This is a genomic window from Methylomonas sp. PHL2-19, assembly GCF_059331595.1.
This window is the reverse complement of the sequence record NZ_CP196839.1, coordinates 4,387,623-4,408,588: the sequence shown is the minus strand read 5'-3', so window position 1 is coordinate 4,408,588 and position 20,966 is coordinate 4,387,623. Positions and strand designations below refer to the sequence as shown.

Genomic DNA, 20,966 nt, shown 5'->3' with positions numbered 1-20,966 from the left:
TTTTTGCCGCGATTTGCTAAAAGCAATTTCAACCGGCTCAAGGGCATAATTTGTCATCCGCCCTCAAGAAAAAGCCCAAGTAGTCGATGACTTAGGCGAGTAGGAGGAGGGGTTATGAAAGCGTTTAAGACAATCTGTTTGCTGTTGATAATGGCAGTCGCGACGGGGTGCGCGTCCGTGGGCGGTAAAAGTGCCGAGGCGCCGTCGCCGTCAGCCGGCAAAACCCTGCGCGCTGCCGGTTATAGCCGTTTCGACGATAGCGGCAAGCTGGCGGTCAATCAACGCTGGTTACAAGCGCAACAAGCTGCCAAACTGGATGCCTATCGCGGCTTGGCGGATTTGCTGTATCAAGAAAAATTGGGCAATCAAACCACGGTCGGCGCTCAAGTGATGCGCGACGAGGTCTACCGGGTTTATCTGGATAGTTATTTACGCGAAGCGCGTGCCGCCGATTACCGGACTGTCAGAGACAATTTAAAAACGACGCTGGAATTGCGTCTTAGCCCGCGTTTTTACCAATGCATGTCCGGCGATACCTATGTCGTCGGCCAGTGTCTGCAGGAAGATAACAAGCTGGCGTTTACCCGGCTGGGCTATAAAGCGGCAACGGTGACTTCGGCCAACCTGGCCTGCGGCGCACGCGATTGTAGCGATCAATATTATGTGTCTGGCTTTTCCAAAAAGCCCAATGTCGTGGACGATACTTTGCTGGAAGCCGGTCTGTACGATGTGGAATGGATAGCCAACACCGGCTTGCGGACGATATTTCAGTATTTGTTGATCAACGGATTTTATAGTGCCTTATAAAAACTTGCTAACAGTGTTACTGATCGCTTTGCTGGCTGCATGCAGCAGCGGTAATAGTAAGCGGGGCGGCGATGAGAATGGCGTTGCCGTGTCCGGCCAACAGGTCAGCGTGCAAGGCAGTGCGCCAATCGTTGGCGGCGGTATCGAAGCAGCCCGCCGCGCAGCTATCGACGATGCGGTACATCAGGCATCTATGCAGCTTAAACGCAACAATAACTCGGCGATGCTGGTTAGTGATATTAAGGTGGTCGACGAATGGCAGGATGCCGATGTTTATCATGTGCAGGTGCTGGCAGTGTTGTCTGATAAGCAGCGCTGCGGTTCGCCGTATCGGAAAAAAATAGTCGCCACCGGTTTTCCGGTCATGAATGCCGATCAAATCAGCGGCACCGAAAGCCAGGATTTATACAGCGGCATTCCCCGGGAAATTAATAACCAGCTGATGGAAACCGGCGATTTTATCGGCCGCAATCTGACCAACACCTCTTTATTCAGCCGCCCCGATATGGCGCCGGAGATTCGCTTTGCCGAGGGCACGCCTGAATCGGTGATTCTGAATATCGCCAAACAGCAGAACGCTCAATTTGTGTTGTCTGGCGTGATTCGCGATTTTCGGGTGGAATCCACGGAATATGTGCGCGGCAGCGGCGCGTTGGCGGATTTGAAATCCATGGTCAGGGATTTTGTCGCCCGCCGCAGCGTCGGGATTGACGTATATGTTTATGATGGCTTTAGCGGTGCCTTGCTGTTTCAACATCGTTATACCGATTCTATCCTGGGCGACGTCTCGCTGCCGAGCGGCTACACGGTGGGTAGCGAGCGTTTCAACTCCACGTCGGCCGGTCACGCCATCAGTGAGATCATTCAGCAGGCCAGTGAAGATATTCACAAATTATTCGGCTGCTATCCCTTTACCACCCGGGTGATACAAGCCGGCAACAACCGGATCGTGATTGCCGCCGGCGCCCAGGATAAAATCAGAGTCGGTGATAAGCTGATGATTTATTCGGCGTCCGCCGGCGGTACGGCGGGAGCGGGTTTGGGTGAGTCGCAAGGTATCTTGACGATAACCGAGGTTAGTGCTGCTACGGCGGCGGGTACCCTGGATTCAACGGCGGTTGCCGGTGCAGTAAGGCCGGGCGACTGGGTGAAAAGTTTTGCTACGCCTTAACGGGGGCGTCGCTCAAACTCAGTAAGCGTTCTATGTCTTTACTGATACCTGCCGGCGTGTCTATCGGCGCATAGCGTTTAAAAACCTTGCCATCTCGGCCGACCAGAAATTTGCTGAAATTCCATTTAATGGCATTTAAACCCAGGATGCCCGGGGCTGAGGTTTTCAAATACTCGAACAGCGGATGTGCGTGGTTACCGTTAACGTCGATTTTTTCGAACATGGGGAAGCTAACGCCATAGTTCAGTTCGCAAAAACTGGCAATTTCTTGGCTATCGCCGGGTTCCTGCTGGCCGAATTGATTGCACGGAAACCCCAGGATCACTAAGCCGCGGCTTTTATAGGTCTGGTACAGCGCTTCCAAGCCACGGAACTGTGGGGTAAAGCCACATCGACTGGCGGTGTTGACGATTAGCAGCACTTTTCCGCGGTAATCTGCCAAAGCGACAGTTTCGCCGTTAATGTTAGTCGCCGAGAATTGGTATATGTCATTCATGCTGATGCCGGTCAGTTATCGAATTACTTGTGCTTGTCGTAAACGTTGGGATGGCGCTTCTTAAAGCCTATGTATCCCCATCAAGATGCATAGACAAACATTCGCGCAGCATACCGTTATTCATCGGATTGTCAAAAATCTGTAGTGCCAACATACCCATATTTGCATGGGGGCTTACCAGGAATTTTAATGGGCTTTGAAGGTATACCGCCTAGGCCATTCTTTCGCGGGACGACCGCCCATAGCGTCCTGGCGTACGGGCGGCTGTTGAAACCTGCCGAGATTTCTCGGTGCCTATTGTGAGGCTAGCCGTTGTTGCAGTTTGGTTTGCAGTAAGCTGTCATAGTGGCGTTTCAACACTGAGTCGGTAGGCGGTGTTGGCAATTCGGCTGCAATTTCGCGGCGTAATTGCTCAAGGTCCTGCGTCTGCACTGACGAATCTTCAGGCGGAACCGCTTCTACAGGGCTGGCTGGCTGGGCCGCAGCTTCCGGCTGGGAGGGCGCCGATTCGTCCACCGCTTGTGAATGCTGAGGCGATGTGATTTTGTGCAGCGTTTCGTAGTGACGGCGCAGCACGGAGTCGGTGGGATAGGGATTGCTGAGGGCCTCTTTCTCCGCTTGCAATGCTGCCAGATAATGGCGTTTTAATACTGAATCTTCCGGTATTTTGATTGCCGGCTCTTCTTTCGTCGGTGTTCTCGGCTCTTCGATAACGGCTGTGACGATTGGCGCCTGTGGCGCGGGTTCGACAATTGGTTCAGGCGCTTGGATGGGAGGCTCTACCGGGGGCTCGATTTCTTGCGCTATTGGAGTGGTTGGCGACGCGGTATTCGGTTGCGAAGGGGAATTGGCTGCACGGGAAGCTGCAGGTTGAGGTGGTGTCGCCTGTTTATTCTCCGGCGTCTTGCCAATTGGCTTGAGTTTTAGTTTGCCTTTCCAGACCAGCCAACCGACTACTGCCAGCCCTAAGATTACCAGAAGTTCTATCATGATTTGTCCCCCTCAATATTGTTATTAATCCAAAACTAACTAACACCTACAGCGTTACCGATTGGCTTTCTAGGCATAGCTTCCGCGGCTTGTATTCCAAAGCATGATGGAAGCGCTACGATTAAATCGCAGCGCTTTATACCATAGATCGTTGAAATAGTTGATGTGTCGAGTCGCAAGGCGTGCGCTTGGGCAGCACTAGCCAAGGCGCATTCTCCCTGGTAGGTTTTCTGTATTAAAAAAAACGAAGTTTCAATTTTTCGATTGGGTCAATTGATCATGACTGGCAAAACATTCAACAGCGCAAGTGTTTTGTCAGTTTTTTTTACAGGCAAAAATGCTGAATTTCCAAATGAAAATTGTGGTTCGGGGTGTTGTTAAATTTTTATGACAATGTGTCGGGATTTTTTCCTGAAATTGCTTTGTAAAAGCGCTCTGGCATTGGATTTGCAAAAAAACTCTTAATGAAAATCCCTGGGGAAAAACCGATTAAGTTGATGCCACGACGCAGTTTTTCTTAGTTGATGCTCAGGTAGGTTTGAATTGTAATGCACGGTAATGTAAGCAAATACTGACGAAAAAATTTACAGGCTGTGTTGTTTTTTGGGGGGTATTTGTTTTTAAGTATATGTTTTATAGCATAAATTTTTTATGGTCTACTATTTGCTTAGGTATTTTCAGGGTTTTGTGCCTTTTTCACGAAATCATAGTCAAAGAAATAGTTCGACGTTTTACAAATTTATTTGCGGGGGATCATCATGGAAACCAAAATTAAACACATGCTTTTGGCGGGATTATTGTCGTCAACGGCAATTTTCGGGGGCGGCGCTCAAGCGGCTTCATTTAGCGTAGCGGGTAGCCTAACAGGCGATCCCAGAACCAATAATCCGGACAATCTGTTCATCAACGTCGGCATTAATGTCGTAGACACAGTCGCTAGTTGGACAGTGGATATCGCTTCGCCTTTACATCCGAATGCAAAGCTTGACGAGTTCTATTTCAACTTGGGGTCGTTGGTCAACGTCGCGGATGTAACTTTTGGGGGATACAATCCAGTTGGCTGGGAGATTCAATCTCCTGCAACAGTTCAAGGTGGAGGGAGTTTCAATCCTTCGTTTTCATTTCAAGCACTCGATCCGGCAGGCCAACCCAATGCTGCGGACGTAACAAATACCGTGAATTTGTTATTTACAGCAACCTTAAACCGCAATTGGACTTTGGATGACTTTTATTCCGCAGCGGCACTACAGAGCTCGGAAGCTACGTTACCTGCCGGTCAATTGGGTGCGCATTTGCAATCACTAAGTACGGCGGGTTGTGCAGGTTGCTCGGATAGTGGCTTCCTGATCGGTAACTATACACGCGACGGCGGTGGCGGTGGTCAAGGCAGCGTGCCTGAGCCAAGCGTTGTAGCTTTGCTGGGCATGGGCTTGTTGGGCATGGGTTTGTCACGTAAACGCAAAGTCTGATTGTCCGACTTGTTTACACACCTAAAAAACGCCGGTTAAACCGGCGTTTTTTTTTCCAGAAATTGTCTGGTAGCTTTAGCAATATGTGTTACCCCATTGTTGTTATGGTGATTCTGAAAGCAAAGTCACAGTAATGGCAGCCCAGTTTTTTTAGACTTTCTTCCAAGCAGAAAGCTGATTCCGAACATTCAAATTAGCTTACGTTCAGAAAGCCTCAAGGCAAAGAAGCCAAGGATGAGGTGTTTAAGATTTGGACATTCAAAATAAAAACGAGGGGAACAGTCATGAACAAAAAAAATTTATACATCACTTTAGGCGTAGCTTTATTGGCAGTGCCCGCAATCATTTATCTTGATAAATACTTGCTCGACCAGGAAATTTTGCAAATAAATCAGGATATGCAACAGTTGCCGGCGTCAGCTGGTAACGTCGCCAAAACCTGGAAACCAGGGCAAATTTTAGTTAAACCCAATGCGGGTTTGTCGGATGCGGAGTTTGAAAAAATTCTGCGGGGCAATCAAGGTAAAAGCAGCGAAAAGATCGGCAATTTGCCGGTTCATATCGTTAGCGTTCCTGAACAAGCGGAAGAAGCGGTGGTGCGGGCGCTATCAAAAAATCCCCATATCGAGTTCGCTGAGCTGGATATGGTTCAGCCCATGAGTACGACTACCCCTAATGATCCGAATTTTGCCGGTGCGTGGCATTTAGCAAAAATACAAATGCCTGGGGCTTGGGATGTTTCCAAAGCCGATGGTATTACGATAGCAGTATTGGATAGCGGTGTTGATGGTTCGCATCCGGATTTGGCTAATCATATGATTCCGGGCTGGAATGCCGTGGACGGCGGCTCTGATACCTCTGACATCAATGGTCATGGTACGGCTGTTGCCGGTACAGCGGCGGCTGTCACCGATAACGCTATTGGGGTTGCCGGCGTGGCCTGGAATGCTAAAGTGATGCCGGTGAGGATTACTAACGATTCTACGGGATACGCTTATTGGAGCGATATAGCTAGGGGTTTGAGTTGGGCGGCAGATAATGATGCCGATGTCGCGAATATTAGCTACGGTGTGAGTGCTAGCTCGGCCGTGTCATCGGCAGCGCAGTATATGAATGCCAAAGGCGGATTAGTGGTTGTTGCAGGCGCCAACGACGGAGTCGATCCCGGATATACCGATAATCCCTACATGATTTCTGTTTCAGCAAGCGATTGGAATGATGCGAAAGCCAGTTGGTCCAATTACGGCGCCTTTATTGATGTCGCCGCTCCCGGCACTTCTATTGCCACGCTTTTGAGAGGTGGCGGGTATGCCAATTGGAACGGAACCTCATTTTCTAGCCCGGTCACGGCGGGTGTTGTCGCGTTGATTCAAGCGGCAAATCCCAATTTGGTGCCTGCGGATGTTGAAAAAGTGCTGAAAGATTCTGCCGATAAAGTATCCGGCGTTAATTTTGATCCAAACTATGGCTATGGGCGTATTAATGCTAACGCCGCGGTGCAATTAGCGCTCAATACCGTGGCTAGAGATACTCTCGCGCCGACCGCTACCATTTCATCTCCAACCGCTGGCGCTGTGGTCAGTGGTTTGACCTCTGTGGCTGTTAACGCTAATGATAATGTCGCAGTAAGCCAGGTTTCATTTTACGCAGGGGGTAAATTGGTCGGAACAGATGGCACTGCGCCTTACACATTTAGTTGGGATTCCACGACTGTGGCAAACGGCAATATCAATTTAACGGCGGTGGCGACTGATTCTTCCGGAAACCTAGGTTCATCAAGCGCCGTGACTGTGAACGTACAAAATCAAACCACGGTAAGCACCACGGATCAAGCGGCGCCGACCGTGACTATTTCTAACCCGATTAACGGTGCGAAACTGAGTGGTAGCGTGGTGAGTATCTCTGCTGCTGCTAATGACGACGTTGCCGTCGCTAAAGTGCAGCTTTATATCGATAACAAGCTGGTGTCGTCTACGACTAACAAAACCTTGAGCTATAGCTGGAATGTCAAGAAAGTGGCTGCCGGCAGCCATTCGATAAAAGCGGTTGCCACCGATACCGCCAATAAAACCGGTACCGTCAGTATTCTCGTCAGTAAGTAGCCTTCGTATTCGGAAAACTGCCAACAGTTTTGTTGGCGGTACTGAAAGGCAATAAAAAACAGGGGTGTATTTCGCCCCTGTTTTTTATTGTACAAGTCGGCTAAACAAATCCTTGCGAGACAACTCGCGTATGTTCCCCAGAAGTTTTAATGTGCTCTTAATAAAGTATTTGCCCTAAGCCCCTTACAATGGCCTTTTTGTTATATGAATGGGATTGTAATGTTAAGAGTTAAGGATGTTGTGGTTGTCAGTTTGTTCAGTTTGCCTACCGGATTTGCTTATGGGCAAGCTTTTCCGAATACCGCAACGAATTTACCAGCCGGCAAAACGTGGAAATCGGGACAGATTTTAGTTCAACCCAAGGCAGGGTTACCAAAAACCGAGTTTGAAAAAGTGCTTCATTTCAACGGCGGTAATATTGCAGAAAAGATCGGTAGTTCGGCTATTCATGTCATCAATGTCCCGGAAAATGCTGAAGTAGCTGTGGTGCGGGCCTTGTCAAAAAATCCTCATATCGAATTTGCCGAATTCGATATGGCTGTGCCATTGAGTGCTATTCCGAACGACCCACAATTTGCCAACGCCTGGCATTTGTCTAAAATTCAGAGCCCTAACGCATGGGATGTCTCAAAAGCAGACGGCATTACCATTGCGATACTTGATAGTGGGGTAGATGGTTCACATCCAGATTTAGCGGCACATATAGTGCCTGGCTGGAACGCGGTAGATAGTGGTTCGGTGACTACTGACATTAATGGACATGGTACTGCCGTGGCGGGTGCCGCCGCTGCTGTTACCAACAATGCCAGTGGTGTGGCAGGCGTAGCGTGGAACGCCAAAATCATGCCTATCAGAATTACAAATGATGCCAGTGGTTATGCCTATTGGAGTGATGTTGCACGAGGCTTGAGCTGGGCTGCGGATAATGGTGCTGATGTCGCTAACCTTAGCTATGCCGCAAGCGATAGTGCTGCAGTAGTCTCTGCTGCTCAATACATGCGCAGTAAAGGCGGTTTGGTATTGGTGGCTGCCGGCAATGATGGTTTGGACCCTGGGTTTGCAGATAATGTAAATCTGATTGCTGTTTCCGCTACAGATACCAACGATGTGAAAGCAAGCTTCTCGAATTTCGGTAAATACATTGATGTTGCCGCACCGGGCGTATCCATCGCGACGACCAATAAAGGCGGAACTTATGCTGCTTGGTACGGTACTTCGCTCGCCACTCCTGTTGCCGCTGGTGTTGTCGCACTGATTCAGGCAGCCAATCCCAAACTTACGCCTGACAATGTCGAGAAAATATTGAAAAGTTCTGCCGATAAGGTCTCCGGTGTTAATTTTGACTTGAACTACGGCTATGGGCGAATCAACGCGGCTAATGCAATAAAAACAGCTATCAATACCGTTTCAGTGGACACTCAAGCACCGACAGCGGCTATTATGTCGCCAAGTGCCGGTAGTGTGGTTAGTGGGTTGGCCTCTGTAGCGGTGTCCGCTAGCGATAATGTGTCCGTCAGCCAAGTCTCGCTTTTTGCCAATGGCAAGTTGGTCGGAACCGACGGTGTCGCGCCTTATCAATTTAGTTGGGATACCAGTAGTCTAGCCAATGGCAACGTTAGCCTAACTGCTGCCGCAATCGATTTGGCTGGCAATACGGGTTCATCTGCTGTCGTGGCTGTTAGCGTACAGAATCAAAATGCTACCGGCGGCACTACTGGCAATACAGCCACTGCTGATTTGATCGCACCCACGGTTAATATTTCTAACCCAGTGAACGGGGCTAAAGTCAGTGGTTTGGTCGCGGTTTCTGTTTCGGCAAAAGATAATGTAGCTGTTGCCAAGGTGCAGATTTATATCGATACCAAGTTGGTTGCTTCCACGACCAGCAGTAGTTTGAGTTATAACTGGAACGCCAAAAAAATCTCAGCAGGCAACCATGTTATCAAAGCGATTGCAACTGATACATCTGGTAATTCAGGCACTGTCAGTATACAGGTGACAAAATAAGCTTATCCGTCAGGGGATTCGTATCGCGTACTTCCGGCGCAATATTTGCTCAAACCTCAGGCAGACAGCAAAATCGACACAGTCCAGAATTGGACCAGTCAAAGGCGAGCGCAGGTAGTTACGCGACTGAATCACACTCGGCATCGACTCTAGTTTTGATAATTGCGAGTGGCACGATTCCTGGCGGGATTTGCGACGCAATCAAGATTATCCGCCGCGCCATCCGTTACAATAGTCGCCATCTTCCGTGAACCTTAGCTTCCCTTTCAAATGAACGATTCCATTATTTATGCGCTGGATTTTGATGGCGTTGTCTGCGACAGCGCGATTGAAACCGCGATCACCGGCTGGAAAGCCGGCACTACTATTTGGAAAGACATGCCTGACGCAGTACCTCAGGCTATCGTTGAGCAGTTTCGCGAAGTGCGGCCGATTATAGAGACGGGTTACGAAGCTATTCTGATCATCCGCCTCATGTATTTGGGCAAGAGCACTGCCGCTATTTACGCCAACTACGCCGCTAAAGTGCAACGGATGCTGGATGAAATCCATTTAAGCATCGACGATTTGAAAAAGCTGTTCGGTGATACTCGCGACAATTGGATTGCCAGTGATCGTGCCGATTGGATAGCCAAGAATCCATTATATCCGGGGGTTGCGGAAAAATTGCGGCGCTTGGGCCAGAGGCATTTGTGGTGTGTGATTACGACCAAGCAAGAACGCTTCGTCAAGGAAATCCTCAGAGCCAATGACATTGAATTGGCCGACGAAAGGATTTTCGGGATGGACCGCAAGCTCAGCAAACCTGACGTTCTGAAAGGATTGAAAGCTCAGCATCCGGGCCAGCCGATTTATTTCACTGAGGATCGCCTACCGGCACTCGATGGGGTGCAAAAACATCCGGAGTTGGCGGATGTGAAATTATTTCTCGCCCTCTGGGGTTATAACCTTGCCGCAGACCATGCCGTTGCAGCGGGGCAAGCAATCGCGCTGCAACAGTTAGATACTTTTCTCAACGACAGTTTGGGTGCCGTTTAAACCGCCGAATTCAGTAGCGGTATTCTAAAACACTGTGGGTGTCGACGCCGGCATTGTTCAAATAATAATAGCCGTCGCCGTGGCTGACAATGCGTTGGTAGGGTAGGGTGTCCATCTCGGTCAAATAAACGATGGCGTGAGTTTTAATCAGGCAATACACCACGTCGCCTTCCCGCAACGCCATGCTCTGACAGGCGCCCGGCGTAATTTCCACCAATAAAGTCCCCCCGCAATCGACTTGCACGATCAGGCTTTCGCCGCTGGGAATGATCGCGCAGATCCGGCCTTTCAGTTGATTCTGAATGGAGATGCCATCAATGTAGGCCCGAGACAGAGCGATGTCGTTGGCGCGTATCGATACCTGGCTGTGGCTGCCGATTGCAAACTGCGGGCGTAGCGGCAATGCCAGCGGCAGACCGAAACTGTCCGCCATACTGCAACCCGCCTGTGCATCGTGACTGCGAATACTGATCGGCAAGATGTTGTCGATCTGGCGAATACCAAGGTAACGCAAGATACCTTGTTGTTTGGCCACTTCGCGCAAGGAGCCGCTGCGCAGCACCTGACCATGTTCCAGCACGATCAGCTGGTCGGTCAATTCCAGGATTTCGCCCAGCGACTGGCTGGCATACAGTGCCGGCAAGCCGAATTCGTCTTGCAAGCGTTTCAAAATCGGCAGTAGTTGCGAACGGTAACCATGGCCGATGGCGGCGAAGGTTTCGTCCAACAGTAATAGTTTTGGCGATTTCAGCAGGGAACGGGCTAGCGCCACCCGCTGGCGCTCACCAACCGAGAGCCGTTCGATAGGCTGGTCCAGGTTGGCGCCCAGTTCCAGTAAGTTGATTAGATAGTCCGGTTTGAATAGCCGGCGCTGTTTTAGGGTTCGGTAATAGGCGGCGCTTAAATTGTCGCGCACGGTTTCGCTGGCGTCGGCGCAATCGATTTGCAATACAGCGCCTATCGGCCGTTGTTCGCGCGGCATTACGATGCCTTTGCGGCTGTCGAACAAAATCTTGCCGTCCAATGCGATATGCCCGCTTTGCGGCTGGATAGTGCCGGCGATCAAGCCCAGTAAGGTGCTTTTTCCGGCGCCGGATTGCCCGAACAGGCCAACGCTGATGTCGCCCACCGAACATTGCGTGCTGAGGTCGAAATGACCGCGACGCAGTTTGACATTCATTTCCAGCAGCATGACCACCTCCGGTGGTTAAAGCCAACCCGGCTTGGTGGCCGGGTCGCGCATTTTATTAGCCTTGCACGCCAAGAATCACCGCGCCGGCCTTGAATATTGCCGTGGCCGTTTGGCCTTTACGCAGCCCCAGGGTTTCCACGCTATCGTTGGTAACGGTAGCCGCAATTTTGTCGCCGCCGGGCAGGGCAATATCCACTTCGGTGTTGACCGCGCCGGGCTTGACGTCAGTTATCGTGCCTTCCAGCTGGTTGCGCGCCGAAATCCGGTAACCGCCGAAATCGGTGACGACGATCACTTGTGGCGCTTTAACCAACGCGATGACTTTCTTGCCGGTTTCGATGGCCAAGTTTTCAACGGATTCTTTGGTGATCGAGGCGACGATGGTTTCGCCGCCTTTTAAGCCAACATGTACCTCGGCGTTGACGGCACCGATGATGACTTGATTAACGGTGCCGGAAAATTGGTTACGTGCGCTGGTTTTCATAGTAATTCCTCGTGAAGTGTGGGGGGAGTCCGTCTCATAACGGTATTGCGTGGAAAATTAATTGACAGCCGGTAAGGCATAGCCGTATTTCTCGATGATCGCTAATGCCGACGGTGATTTTAGAAACGCCAGCAAAGCCTGCGCTGCCGGATTTTCGGCGCCGGTTTTCAGCAGCACCGCATCTTGCAGAATGGGAGTATGCAGATTTTTCGGGACGATCCAGCCGGAGCCCGAACCGATTTTGCCGTTTTCGATCACTTGCGATAAAGCCACAAAGCCCAGCTCGGCGTTGCCGGTACTGATAAATTGATGAGTTTGGGCGATGTTTTCGCCTTGCACGAATAAGGGTTGCAGTTTTTCCAATAAACCTTGGCTTTTCAGGACTTCCACTGCCGCTGCGCCGTAAGGTGCCAGTTTCGGATCAGCCAGAGCCAGATGTTTGAAGTCACCTTTGCTGAGAATTTGGCCTTGCTCGTCCACATAACTAGGGTTGCTGGACCACAGTACCAGCTTGCCGATGGCATACGTAAAGCGGGTGCCAGCCACCGCCAAACCGGATTGCTCCAGTTTCAGCGGGCTTTTGTCATCAGCCGATAGAAACACCTCAAACGGCGCGCCGTTCTCAAATTGGGCGACGAATTTGCCGGACGATCCGAAGGAAAGCTTGGCACTGTGGCCGCTGGCTTTTTCAAACGCCTCGGCGATTTCCGTCATTGGCTTGGTAAAGTTAGCCGCCACCGCGACTAAAGTCGTTTCGGCTTGCGCTATCGCGCTTAGCGCGGCCAGCGATAGGGCCAGAATAATTCGGTTTAAAGCGATAAACGACATGCTATTTCTCCTTAATGATAAAGCGTTTAAAACCGTAATTGGCTCTGCACGTAAACGTAATCGACGTCGTCTTTAACAGTCGGTGCCGACGGTGCGTTTTTGGCGAATTCGCCCTTGAACAAATGTGCCCAGCCGGTTTCGAAATTCAGGCTGCTGTTGAAATCCCAACGCGCAGTCAATTCCAATTGTTGGCCGATAAAATCGCCGCTACGGCCGCTGCTATCTTGCAAACCGGCCGCCGTCCAACTGTCTCTGGCCGATGCCAGCCAATAGAAACGGTGACTCAGTCCAAGCTGCACATCGCTGCGCGGCGCGGCGGCGATTCTGTAACCAGGCGTGCTGATATTGCTGCGGGCGAATGCGCCATACATACCCGTCGCGCCGAACTCGAAGCGCCGTGCGCCGTACAAGGTGTCGAAGCGTTGGTCTTGATTGTCGTTTGGGTTTTCGTCACCGCTGGCATAGTCGTATTCCAACGCAAAACGCGGTGACCAAGGGGCATCGAAGGTATAGCCGAAATCGGCATGTTGGTACCAGGCCGCGTGCTCCAAATCGCGGCCATTGCTGGCGGCAGTACTGGAACGGACGGTGCCTAGCTGGCCGATTGTTTCGGTTTGAAAGTCGAAATTGGCCTTCTTGGGTTTCAGGAAAAATCGCACACCGGGTGTGAAATAGCGGCGATTGCGGGTGGGGTTGCGGATGCTGTCGCCTTCGTCGAGATGATATAGATAAACTTCGCTGTTGACGCCCCAGGCCAAGTTGTACAGTTCCAAAAAGCCGCCGGAAAACCAGGTGCGGGTGTCTTCTTCGTCGAACTCGTGGACCTCGTTGAGAATATCAGCTGAAGCGGTCGGGTAGCGGTTGACCGGCATCGTTACAAAGCCGGTAAATTGCCATTGATCGTAATTAAGCAGCCGCAGTTTTACGCCGGTAAAACTGTTGATGTCGTTGCGCATCGCATTGCGAGCAATTAAGCGGCGACTGCCCAAGTTCAGTGTTTGCCGCCCCGCCACAATTTCAGCGCCGATGCCGCTGTAAAAAATGTTTTGATCTGCCCAGGCCAGATAACCTTGAATAAAGTCCGCTGCATCTGCGTGGGTGTTATTCACGCCGGAACCACTATCGGCGCCTAAGGCGCGGGCATCGAGAAATTCCGCACCTATCCTGAATTTAGCGATGTGTGCTTGTAGCCATAGCGCAGTTTGCAAGGCGATTTGCTGATCACCACCCCGGCCGTTGGCCTTGAAGTTGCCGTCCATCGTTTCGTAACGGGTGCGTTGCTCTACAGACGCATCCAGCCATTTTGGCAGATTTAGCGCATCGTGCAGATTCCAGACCGGCTTTTCGAATTTATCGTTGCCCAGCAGGGCGTCCTGCATCTGACTGGAAAATGCGGCCATGGGCGGTTTGCTGTAGGTTTTATTTTCCGCCGCTTCACTTACGTCAATATAGAGGCTGTTCGTTGTGATCACACTCATTGCCGTGAGAAAACAGACTTTGCGATAACGGTTTTTGAGGGCCATGGTTTACCTATTAAGCGGGTTATATGCCTTGGGTTTATGATAATGTCCTGGCTTTTGTATGACTTTGCTATGGTGTTCATCACGGCCAAGGAATGTTGGCAGTCTACTTTTCGTTATGTACAAAAGTAAATAACGAAAAACAAAAATAACTTATTTCAATGTGGGAAATAGTGTTTGTTGCCAATCCGTTTTGTTCAAATCAGATAAATAATTGAATAATGTCTACACCAGAGAAAAATCCAAAGGCGCTAGAACTCCCTTGGCTTGAAGGTGAATTGCGTCTAGCCGGCATTTTGGATCGGCGCATGATCAGCTTGCTACGGGCAATAGAGCAAAGCGGATCTATCAATCAAGCCGCCAAACAGGCTGGATTAAGCTACAAAGGTGCGTGGCAGATGATAGAGCGTGCAAATAATCTGGCTCCGAAGGTTTTAGTAGCCACCGCGACGGGCGGCAGCAAGGGAGGCGGTACCAAGCTAACGGCGGCGGGTTTGTCCTTGCTCAAGCTATTTGCCCGCCTAGAGGATCAGCATCGCGCCCTTTTGCAGCAGCTCAATCAAAGCTTGATCGACGATCCGGATGTAATGCTTTTGTTGAAACGTCAGGTGATTAAAACCAGTGCCGGAAACCAGCTGTTCGGAACGATTGCCAAGATCCATTCTGGCGCAGTAAACGTCGAAGTATTTGTGTCACTGAAGGGGGGAGAGCAAGTTGTTGCCAGTGTGCCGTTGGCAACATGTGTAAATTTGCAATTGAAGGTAGGCGGCGACGCCGTGTTATTGGTCAATGCGCCGGATATTTTGGTGTTGGGTGATGATGATCTTGGGTTTCATGGATTGTCGGCGCGGAATCGTCTGGCTGGTCGTGTGATTCGCATCCATTTTGATGGTGTGGATTCTGAAGTGATTATCCAATTACCCAGTGGCGAAACCATTGCCGCTACTATCACCCAGATTAGCGCTGAGGCTCTTACACTCAAACCGGGCGCCAATGCGACAGCCGTGTTTAAGAGTAATGCCGTGATCTTGGCTGCATTGGTGCCTACCGGCGACTGTTAGCTAGGCCGATAAAGATATTCGTTATAAATCCTACAAATCTTAAATAATCATCATTCGATAATTGTCGCGTTTGCGACATTGTCGGGTCGCTTCGCCGCCAAACTGCCGGTTTCCGCGAATGATTCCCATCAGAAAACCAAGCAAAAACCGTCTCAACCATGGGTTTGGTGTGGTTTTAGTCGTCCTGGCAAGTGTTTTGCTTGCATGCTGTTAACGACTTTTCATTCATTACCTTTCATTGGGGATTTAAGCAGATGCTACTTGAAAAATACGACAGCCAAGGGCTTTTATGGATCACAACCTTAGTTGGCAAAACCAGCAAAGCCGGCATTTCGGCGTTTCGCGGCGACTTGGTGTTGGTCGAAGGCGAGTTGCGAGAAGGGTCGACGAATATTCGGGACCGGAAAACCCCGGAGCTGGTGATCAATCAATCAGCGATATTAGCCGACAGCGACAAAATTCTGTTTATCAACGGCCTGTTTTTTCAATTGGAGGATCTGCCGGTATTCGTTGAAAAATATAAGGATGCCTTGACTCCTGAAACCGTCACACTGTTTTACGTGCAAAACATCGCCAAACCAACGCAAATCGTTTTAGACGGCGTTGTCTTCAATTTATTGCCGCATCAGGAAGGCATGGTTTGGAATTTGATGCTGGAAGAGCTTTATATCGAAAAATCCGATCTGAAAGGCCAATCCGGCGAAGACAAGGTCATCACTGCATATGAGGCAGCCAAGGGCTATAAAATCAAAGCCGAGCCTATCAGTTTGGAGACAGCTTTATCGCAAACTATTGAGGTTAAGAAAGATTTAGCCGTTGGGCCGGTTTAAGTTGGGTTCCGCGGACCTTTTTTGGGGAATGCGCCATGAAAAATTTTAAAACTATTTCCGCTGTCGATTCCGAAAAGCTGATCGCTGAACAGCAACCGATGATATTGGATTGCCGCGATCTCAAGGATTATCGGGCCGGGCATATCGACAATGCCATGCATGTCCACGAGCAATTGCGCGATTCGCTGTTAAAAAAAGCCGACAAGGCCAAACCTTTGCTGATTTATTGCTATTACGGCCATGCCAGCGAGCATTTGGCGGAAATGTTCGGCGATTTTGGTTTTCAACAGGTCTACAGCATGGCCGGCGGCTATGCCGACTGGAAAGAACAGCACAAACTTTAAGGGTGACGCTATGGAACAATTATCACGAGATCTGGCTTTGCGTATTGCACTGGCTTCGCGGATTTTGCCGGGTGTAGATGTACCGAAGTTGATCGGTGTGTTGCACGAAAAAGTCGGCTCGCCGTTGGATGACGAGAAACTGAAATCGATTACCGTTACCAATTTGAAGACCGGCATCGGAAGTCTGGATGGCGAGGAAGACGGCGAAGATATTGGCATCGGTCTGGAAAACATCAAGCTGGCGGTCCGGTATTTGTGGGGCGAGGAAGACGAAGATGAGGGGCTGCCGGAAATCATGCCTTATAAAGAGGGTGATATTCCGGAGTCGATCCGGGTGGCGATTGCCTCCAATAGCGGGCAGCTATTGAACGGTCATTTTGGTTCCTGCATCCGGTTTTTGGTCTACCAATTGTCCCGATCTGATATGCGCTTGATCGATATTCGCTCGACAGTGGAAGCCGACAGCGCCGACGACAGAAATCTGTTCCGGGCCAATATGATCAAGGATTGCCACGTATTGTTTGTGCAATCCATTGGTGGGCCGGCGGCCGCCAAGGTGATCCGTGCCGATATTTATCCGATCAAGGAACCCGATGTGATCGATGCGGTGGAGAAACTCACCGAGTTTCAGAAAGTGTTTGACGCTGCGCCGCCTTGGATGGCGAAGGCTCTCGGTAAAAGTGCCGAGGAGCGGAAGCGTTTCGCTCATCAGGAATAAGGTTCTGAAATTGTGCGTCTTACCCTTTCCGTGGAGAGGGTAAGTTTTGTTCCGCTTAGCTTTGGCCGTAATAATTCAATCGCGGAGCGTTATTGCTTTTCCATCGTTTTGATAAACGCATCCGCCTCGTTAATCGACTTTTCCATTTCCACTACCAAAGCCGATACATCCGATTTAACCGAGTCCAGCTGACCTTTTAGCGAAGCAATGGCCTGGGCATTCAGATTGTGTTTCAGATACAGCACCTGATCGCGAAATACGCTGAGTACCGGCTCGATTTTGGTTTCGGCTTTGCGCATTGCCGCTAGCAATTGTTGATAGTGCGCTTTGGTGGCCGTCAACTTTTGCTGGCTGTTCCGTCTTAGTGAAACATTGCTGTATTGGGTTAGTTCGGTTTCCCATTCGCTGAATAGTGCGTTGGAGACGTCCTCTATATCAGCGATGCGCTTGTTCACTTCCGCCGCTTTCTTGACGCTGGCCTCATATTCACCGTTCAGTTTGTTGTAGGTGGCTTCCAAATCGCCGCCTTTGAAATTGGTCATCACGGTGAATTGTTCGAGCGCCGACTTAAATTGTTGCTTGGTTTCCTCTTGAGTATCCCGGGCTTTTTCCACGCGATGCACCATCACTTCGCGTTTGGGTATGCCAATTTTCTCCAGGCCGCTGTAATAGGCGCTGGAGCAGGCGGCTAAGTCAAACATCAACAAAAACAAACTAAATCGTGAACTGAATTTCATAAAAGCTCCGTGGGTTGGTGGATGCATTATAAGCCCGTGTTCGTGTACTTCAACTTCGGGTGCTTACCGGGTTCTGACGCAGCTAGACTGAGTGTGGACGTTCGATTGTGAATATATTCACATATTCGACTTGGTGTTTTAAAACGCAATAAACATCAATAAGCAAACTCCAGATTTAATCAGGGTTACAGTAGATATGGATATTGTTGAGAGTAAAATAATGCGATAGCTATTCAAAATTTATCGATTGCCGGTGGCGGATGATTCGATTTTAGGTTTTACTTAAGCCACGTTTTCGAACAGGGCATTGAAGATTTGGGATGATTTAAAAACTATTAAATTTTTAATTATTATTTTTTATATTAGGTGGCGCAAATGAACGAATTAAAAAAAGATGTATTTATCGGTTCTGTATCATTTTTAGGTATAGTCGCTTTTGTTTCCGGGCAATTTATATTGTCAACAATGATGTTTGGGGTGGCGGCATTATGGAGTACGATTCTATTAAATAATCGTGTGCAAGCAGTTAAGAATTGAAAGTTTTTCAATATAGTCAGAGACTTGCAAGCGATATTTTTCATTATTCGCTTGTGTTCATACTCCCGTAGTCTCATGGGTCTACGGGAGTTTTTTTTTGCCTGGATGATATTAGTGGTAAGAGTTAGAAAGTGCCGCTGTCGATAATATCAAAGTTGTCATCGTTTTTATGATCTATTCCGCATTGGCCAATTTTAGCTACGCCAGTAGATTGCGTGCGGGTTTGAATTTTTATAACTTCCTTAAAAATCCCAGTTTCTCTTTTATTTTTATCTCCAAACCGTGCTCCACCGGAAAATAATACTGCCTGTTTTTTAATGATTCAGGGAAGTAGTTTTCGCCGGCGGCATAAGCATTTTTTTCGTCATGGGCATAGCGATACTCCGCACCGTGTCCCAATTCCTTCATTAATTTGGTCGGCGCGTTGCGCAAATGGATGGGGACTTCCAGCGAGCCGCTATTGCGGGCGTCCGTCATCGCGGCTTTATAGGCGACGTACACTGCGTTGCTTTTGGGAGCGCAGGCCAGGTAAACGATGGCTTGTGCCAGCGACAGTTCGCCTTCCGGGCTACCCAGACGCTCGTAAGCGTTTGCGGCATTTATGGCTAATTCCAGGCCGCGCGGGTCGGCATTACCTATGTCTTCGGATGCCATGCGAATCACTCGGCGGGCGATATACAAAGGATCGCAACCACCGTCCAGCATTCTGGCAAACCAATAAAGAGCGGCGTCCGGATCGGTGCCGCGTACCGATTTGTGTAAGGCCGAAATCTGGTCATAAAAAATATCGCCGCCCTTATCGAAGCGGTTCGCATGGCCCAGCAGCACTTCGTCCAGCACTTCCCGATTCACTGTTTCCCGACCGTCGAGGTTTTCAGCCAGGTCGGCGGCGATTTGCAAGATGTTCAGACAGCGGCGGGCATCGCCGTCGGCGGCTTTGGCGATCATCGTCAATATATCGTCTTCGATCAGCAAATTGCGGTCACCCAGTCCGCGTACTTTGTCGGTCAATGCGTTGTGCAGCAAGGCTTGCAGATCTTCGGTTTCGATACTGCGCATCACGTAAACCCGCAAGCGCGACAACAAAGCGTTATTCAATTCGAACGAAGGATTTTCGGTGGTGGCACCGAATAAAATAATCGCGCCGCTTTCGATGGGGGCCAGCAAAGAATCCTGCTGGCTTTTGGAAAAACGGTGAATCTCGTCGATAAATACCACGGTATTCAGATTGCGACTTTGTTTGACGTCTTCCGCCTCGGCCACTGCTGCCCGGATTTCTTTCACGCCGGCCATGACTGCCGACAATTCGATGAAATGGCAGTGTGCGCTAGCGGCAATGATTTTGGCTAAAGTGGTTTTGCCGACGCCGGGCGGCCCCCAAAAGACCAGCGAGTGAGGGGCGCCTTGTTCAATTGCCACGCGCAGCGATTTGCCCTTGCCCAACAGGTGCTGCTGGCCGATGAAATCGTCCAGCGTAGTCGGTCGCATTCTGGCCGCAAGCGGCGCATAGGCGGTATTGTCAAAGGCGGTAGCATTCTTCATTTGCGGGGACTCGGTAAAACAAATAGGCAATGGCGGCATTTTTCATTAGAATTGCCGACCATTTTATTGATTCTAATGCCGGATTGACATGGATTTAAAATTCTTAGATTTCGAACAGCCGATTGCCGAACTACAGGCCAAAATAGAAGAGCTGCGTAAGGTCGAACTCGACAACAATTTTGACATTTCCGAAACCTTGAAGCAGCTTGAGCAGAAATGCGAGAGTTTGACGGAAAGCATTTTCGCGGATTTGTCGGACTGGCAAATTTCGCAATTGTCCAGACATCCGGGCCGGCCTTATACGCTGGATTATATCGATCTGATATTCACCGAATTTCACGAACTGCACGGTGATCGCTCCTACGCAGACGATCCGGCCATCGTCTGCGGCATGGCTCGCCTGGAAGGTCAGCCGGTGGTAGTAATTGGCCATCAAAAAGGCCGCGATACCAAAGAAAAAATTTATCGCAACTTCGGTATGCCGCGTCCGGAAGGTTATCGGAAGGCGCTGCGGGTGATGAAGCTGGCCGAACGCTTCAAACTGCCCATCATCTGTTTAATAGATACCCCAGGCGCCTATCCGGGTATAGGTGCCGAAGAACGTGGCCAAAGCGAGGCGATTGCCCGGAATCTGTTTGAAATGTCCAAATTGCGCACCCCGATTATTTGTACAGTAATCGGAGAAGGTGGTTCAGGTGGCGCGTTGGCCATCGGCGTGGGTGATAGATTATTGATGCTGGAATACAGCACCTATGCGGTTATATCGCCGGAAGGTTGTGCTTCTATTCTATGGAAAAGTGCCGATAAGGCCCAGTTGGCGGCGGAAGCGATGGGCATCACTTCAGACCGCGTACGCGAACAAGGTTTTCTGGATGAAGTGATCCGCGAACCCGTTGGCGGCGGTCATCGCAATTTCGAAAAAATTGCCGCTAATCTGCAAGAGGCGTTGTGCAGACATCTGAACGAACTTCAGCAACAGGCGGATAATATGGACCTGCTGCTGGAAAGACGCTATCAACGCATTATGCGTTTTGGTTCGTACATCGAAGAGCCAGTCAAATAAAGCCGTCAGTTAATTTAGTTGTTCGATAAA

At 49.9% G+C, this 20,966-nt stretch carries 20 protein-coding genes; 12 read left to right on the top strand and 8 right to left on the bottom strand.

The genetic code is table 11. The features are described from left to right. Positions 1 to 114: 114 nt before the first annotated feature. Together ACR02O_RS20320 and ACR02O_RS20315 are read left to right on the top strand one after the other, a co-directional pair. Positions 115 to 807 (top strand): hypothetical protein, encoded by a 693-nt coding sequence (locus tag ACR02O_RS20320; RefSeq protein WP_494522305.1) that lies wholly within the window; start codon positions 115 to 117, stop codon positions 805 to 807. Continuing rightward, on the top strand, positions 797 to 1,978 hold the full coding sequence (locus tag ACR02O_RS20315) for a flagella assembly protein FlgT middle domain-containing protein (RefSeq protein WP_494522304.1): 1,182 nt from the start codon (positions 797 to 799) through the stop codon (positions 1,976 to 1,978). The genes ACR02O_RS20320 and ACR02O_RS20315 overlap by 11 nt, the downstream gene beginning before the upstream one ends. Here the strand turns inward: ACR02O_RS20315 and ACR02O_RS20310 are convergent. Both ACR02O_RS20310 and ACR02O_RS20305 read right to left on the bottom strand, forming a co-directional pair. Further along, positions 1,968 to 2,474 carry a glutathione peroxidase gene (locus ACR02O_RS20310; RefSeq protein ID WP_033157028.1) on the bottom strand — a complete coding sequence of 169 codons (507 nt, stop codon included), beginning with the start codon at positions 2,472 to 2,474 and terminating at the stop codon, positions 1,968 to 1,970. The two genes, ACR02O_RS20315 and ACR02O_RS20310, sit on opposite strands and share 11 nt — an antisense overlap. A 294-nt stretch (positions 2,475 to 2,768) precedes the next feature. Further along, positions 2,769 to 3,464, bottom strand: a complete 696-nt coding sequence (locus ACR02O_RS20305) for a hypothetical protein (protein WP_494522303.1) — start codon at positions 3,462 to 3,464, stop codon at positions 2,769 to 2,771. 758 nt (positions 3,465 to 4,222) lie between these two features. On the opposite strand from ACR02O_RS20305, the gene ACR02O_RS20300 reads away from it, so the two are divergent. From ACR02O_RS20300 to ACR02O_RS20285, 4 genes are all read left to right on the top strand, one after another. Further along, a complete protein-coding gene (locus ACR02O_RS20300; protein ID WP_494522302.1) occupies positions 4,223 to 4,933 on the top strand; it encodes a PEP-CTERM sorting domain-containing protein in 711 nt (236 codons plus the stop codon). A 284-nt stretch (positions 4,934 to 5,217) separates the two neighbouring features. Further along, positions 5,218 to 7,035 carry a S8 family serine peptidase gene (locus tag ACR02O_RS20295; RefSeq protein ID WP_494522301.1) on the top strand — a complete coding sequence of 606 codons (1,818 nt, stop codon included), beginning with the start codon at positions 5,218 to 5,220 and terminating at the stop codon, positions 7,033 to 7,035. A gap of 219 nt (positions 7,036 to 7,254) precedes the next feature. Next, complete coding sequence (locus ACR02O_RS20290) at positions 7,255 to 9,042, top strand: S8 family serine peptidase (protein WP_445366808.1); 1,788 nt, start codon at positions 7,255 to 7,257, stop codon at positions 9,040 to 9,042. A gap of 270 nt (positions 9,043 to 9,312) precedes the next feature. After that, positions 9,313 to 10,080, top strand: coding sequence for an HAD family hydrolase (locus ACR02O_RS20285; protein WP_494522300.1), 768 nt, complete (start codon positions 9,313 to 9,315; stop codon positions 10,078 to 10,080). A gap of 10 nt (positions 10,081 to 10,090) precedes the next feature. Here ACR02O_RS20285 and ACR02O_RS20280 read toward each other — a convergent pair whose 3' ends face one another. The 4 genes from ACR02O_RS20280 to ACR02O_RS20265 are packed head-to-tail and all read right to left on the bottom strand — an operon-like array spanning position 10,091 to position 14,107. Next, positions 10,091 to 11,272: a molybdenum ABC transporter ATP-binding protein gene (locus tag ACR02O_RS20280; RefSeq protein ID WP_494522299.1), complete on the bottom strand. Its 1,182-nt coding sequence runs from the start codon at positions 11,270 to 11,272 to the stop codon at positions 10,091 to 10,093. A 55-nt stretch (positions 11,273 to 11,327) separates the two neighbouring features. Further along, positions 11,328 to 11,756: a TOBE domain-containing protein gene (locus ACR02O_RS20275; RefSeq protein ID WP_033157025.1), complete on the bottom strand. Its 429-nt coding sequence runs from the start codon at positions 11,754 to 11,756 to the stop codon at positions 11,328 to 11,330. A gap of 57 nt (positions 11,757 to 11,813) precedes the next feature. After that, positions 11,814 to 12,584 carry a molybdate ABC transporter substrate-binding protein gene (gene modA, locus ACR02O_RS20270; RefSeq protein WP_319961226.1) on the bottom strand — a complete coding sequence of 257 codons (771 nt, stop codon included), beginning with the start codon at positions 12,582 to 12,584 and terminating at the stop codon, positions 11,814 to 11,816. Positions 12,585 to 12,610: 26 nt separating this feature from the next. Then, a complete protein-coding gene (locus tag ACR02O_RS20265; RefSeq protein WP_494522298.1) occupies positions 12,611 to 14,107 on the bottom strand; it encodes an alginate export family protein in 1,497 nt (498 codons plus the stop codon). A gap of 218 nt (positions 14,108 to 14,325) precedes the next feature. Here ACR02O_RS20265 and ACR02O_RS20260 point away from each other — a divergent pair, with 218 nt between their 5' ends. The 4 genes from ACR02O_RS20260 (at position 14,326) to ACR02O_RS20245 (ending at position 17,057) form a co-directional block, all read left to right on the top strand. After that, entirely contained in the window at positions 14,326 to 15,165 is an 840-nt protein-coding gene (locus ACR02O_RS20260; RefSeq protein WP_171696338.1) for a TOBE domain-containing protein, read from the top strand. 254 nt (positions 15,166 to 15,419) lie between these two features. Next, positions 15,420 to 15,995: a hypothetical protein gene (locus ACR02O_RS20255; RefSeq protein WP_171696337.1), complete on the top strand. Its 576-nt coding sequence runs from the start codon at positions 15,420 to 15,422 to the stop codon at positions 15,993 to 15,995. Positions 15,996 to 16,030: 35 nt separating this feature from the next. Next, entirely contained in the window at positions 16,031 to 16,339 is a 309-nt protein-coding gene (locus tag ACR02O_RS20250; RefSeq protein ID WP_033157021.1) for a rhodanese-like domain-containing protein, read from the top strand. Positions 16,340 to 16,349: 10 nt separating this feature from the next. Further along, complete coding sequence (locus ACR02O_RS20245) at positions 16,350 to 17,057, top strand: dinitrogenase iron-molybdenum cofactor biosynthesis protein (RefSeq protein ID WP_033157020.1); 708 nt, start codon at positions 16,350 to 16,352, stop codon at positions 17,055 to 17,057. Between the two features lie 89 nt (positions 17,058 to 17,146). Here the strand turns inward: ACR02O_RS20245 and ACR02O_RS20240 are convergent, their stop codons facing one another. Next, on the bottom strand, positions 17,147 to 17,794 hold the full coding sequence (locus ACR02O_RS20240) for a DUF2959 domain-containing protein (RefSeq protein WP_494522297.1): 648 nt from the start codon (positions 17,792 to 17,794) through the stop codon (positions 17,147 to 17,149). Positions 17,795 to 18,169: 375 nt separating this feature from the next. Here ACR02O_RS20240 and ACR02O_RS20235 point away from each other — a divergent pair, with 375 nt between their 5' ends. After that, complete coding sequence (locus ACR02O_RS20235; protein ID WP_165385922.1) at positions 18,170 to 18,331, top strand: hypothetical protein; 162 nt, start codon at positions 18,170 to 18,172, stop codon at positions 18,329 to 18,331. Between the two features lie 231 nt (positions 18,332 to 18,562). On the opposite strand, the gene ACR02O_RS20230 is transcribed toward ACR02O_RS20235, so the two are convergent. Further along, on the bottom strand, positions 18,563 to 19,873 hold the full coding sequence (locus ACR02O_RS20230) for a replication-associated recombination protein A (RefSeq protein WP_494522296.1): 1,311 nt from the start codon (positions 19,871 to 19,873) through the stop codon (positions 18,563 to 18,565). Between the two features lie 88 nt (positions 19,874 to 19,961). Between ACR02O_RS20230 and accA the strand changes: the two genes are divergently transcribed. Further along, complete coding sequence (gene accA, locus ACR02O_RS20225; RefSeq protein WP_033158825.1) at positions 19,962 to 20,936, top strand: acetyl-CoA carboxylase carboxyl transferase subunit alpha; 975 nt, start codon at positions 19,962 to 19,964, stop codon at positions 20,934 to 20,936. Positions 20,937 to 20,966: the final 30 nt, after the last annotated feature.

Excerpts from the sequence above, each read along its gene's own strand:
- ACR02O_RS20285 (WP_494522300.1), top strand. The coding sequence starts at position 9,313 with ATGAACGATTCCATTATTTATGCGCTGGATTTTGATGGCGTTGTCTGC.
- ACR02O_RS20300 (WP_494522302.1), top strand. The coding sequence starts at position 4,223 with ATGGAAACCAAAATTAAACACATGCTTTTGGCGGGATTATTGTCGTCA.
- accA (WP_033158825.1), top strand. The coding sequence starts at position 19,962 with ATGGATTTAAAATTCTTAGATTTCGAACAGCCGATTGCCGAACTACAG.
- ACR02O_RS20310 (WP_033157028.1), bottom strand. The coding sequence starts at position 2,474 with ATGAATGACATATACCAATTCTCGGCGACTAACATTAACGGCGAAACT.
- ACR02O_RS20320 (WP_494522305.1), top strand. The coding sequence starts at position 115 with ATGAAAGCGTTTAAGACAATCTGTTTGCTGTTGATAATGGCAGTCGCG.
- ACR02O_RS20290 (WP_445366808.1), top strand. The coding sequence starts at position 7,255 with ATGTTAAGAGTTAAGGATGTTGTGGTTGTCAGTTTGTTCAGTTTGCCT.
- ACR02O_RS20305 (WP_494522303.1), bottom strand. The coding sequence starts at position 3,464 with ATGATAGAACTTCTGGTAATCTTAGGGCTGGCAGTAGTCGGTTGGCTG.
- ACR02O_RS20295 (WP_494522301.1), top strand. The coding sequence starts at position 5,218 with ATGAACAAAAAAAATTTATACATCACTTTAGGCGTAGCTTTATTGGCA.
- ACR02O_RS20250 (WP_033157021.1), top strand. The coding sequence starts at position 16,031 with ATGAAAAATTTTAAAACTATTTCCGCTGTCGATTCCGAAAAGCTGATC.
- ACR02O_RS20240 (WP_494522297.1), bottom strand. The coding sequence starts at position 17,794 with ATGAAATTCAGTTCACGATTTAGTTTGTTTTTGTTGATGTTTGACTTA.
- ACR02O_RS20230 (WP_494522296.1), bottom strand. The coding sequence starts at position 19,873 with ATGAAGAATGCTACCGCCTTTGACAATACCGCCTATGCGCCGCTTGCG.
- ACR02O_RS20280 (WP_494522299.1), bottom strand. The coding sequence starts at position 11,272 with ATGCTGCTGGAAATGAATGTCAAACTGCGTCGCGGTCATTTCGACCTC.
- ACR02O_RS20265 (WP_494522298.1), bottom strand. The coding sequence starts at position 14,107 with ATGGCCCTCAAAAACCGTTATCGCAAAGTCTGTTTTCTCACGGCAATG.
- ACR02O_RS20255 (WP_171696337.1), top strand. The coding sequence starts at position 15,420 with ATGCTACTTGAAAAATACGACAGCCAAGGGCTTTTATGGATCACAACC.
- ACR02O_RS20245 (WP_033157020.1), top strand. The coding sequence starts at position 16,350 with ATGGAACAATTATCACGAGATCTGGCTTTGCGTATTGCACTGGCTTCG.
- modA (WP_319961226.1), bottom strand. The coding sequence starts at position 12,584 with ATGTCGTTTATCGCTTTAAACCGAATTATTCTGGCCCTATCGCTGGCC.
- ACR02O_RS20260 (WP_171696338.1), top strand. The coding sequence starts at position 14,326 with ATGTCTACACCAGAGAAAAATCCAAAGGCGCTAGAACTCCCTTGGCTT.
- ACR02O_RS20275 (WP_033157025.1), bottom strand. The coding sequence starts at position 11,756 with ATGAAAACCAGCGCACGTAACCAATTTTCCGGCACCGTTAATCAAGTC.
- ACR02O_RS20235 (WP_165385922.1), top strand. The coding sequence starts at position 18,170 with ATGAACGAATTAAAAAAAGATGTATTTATCGGTTCTGTATCATTTTTA.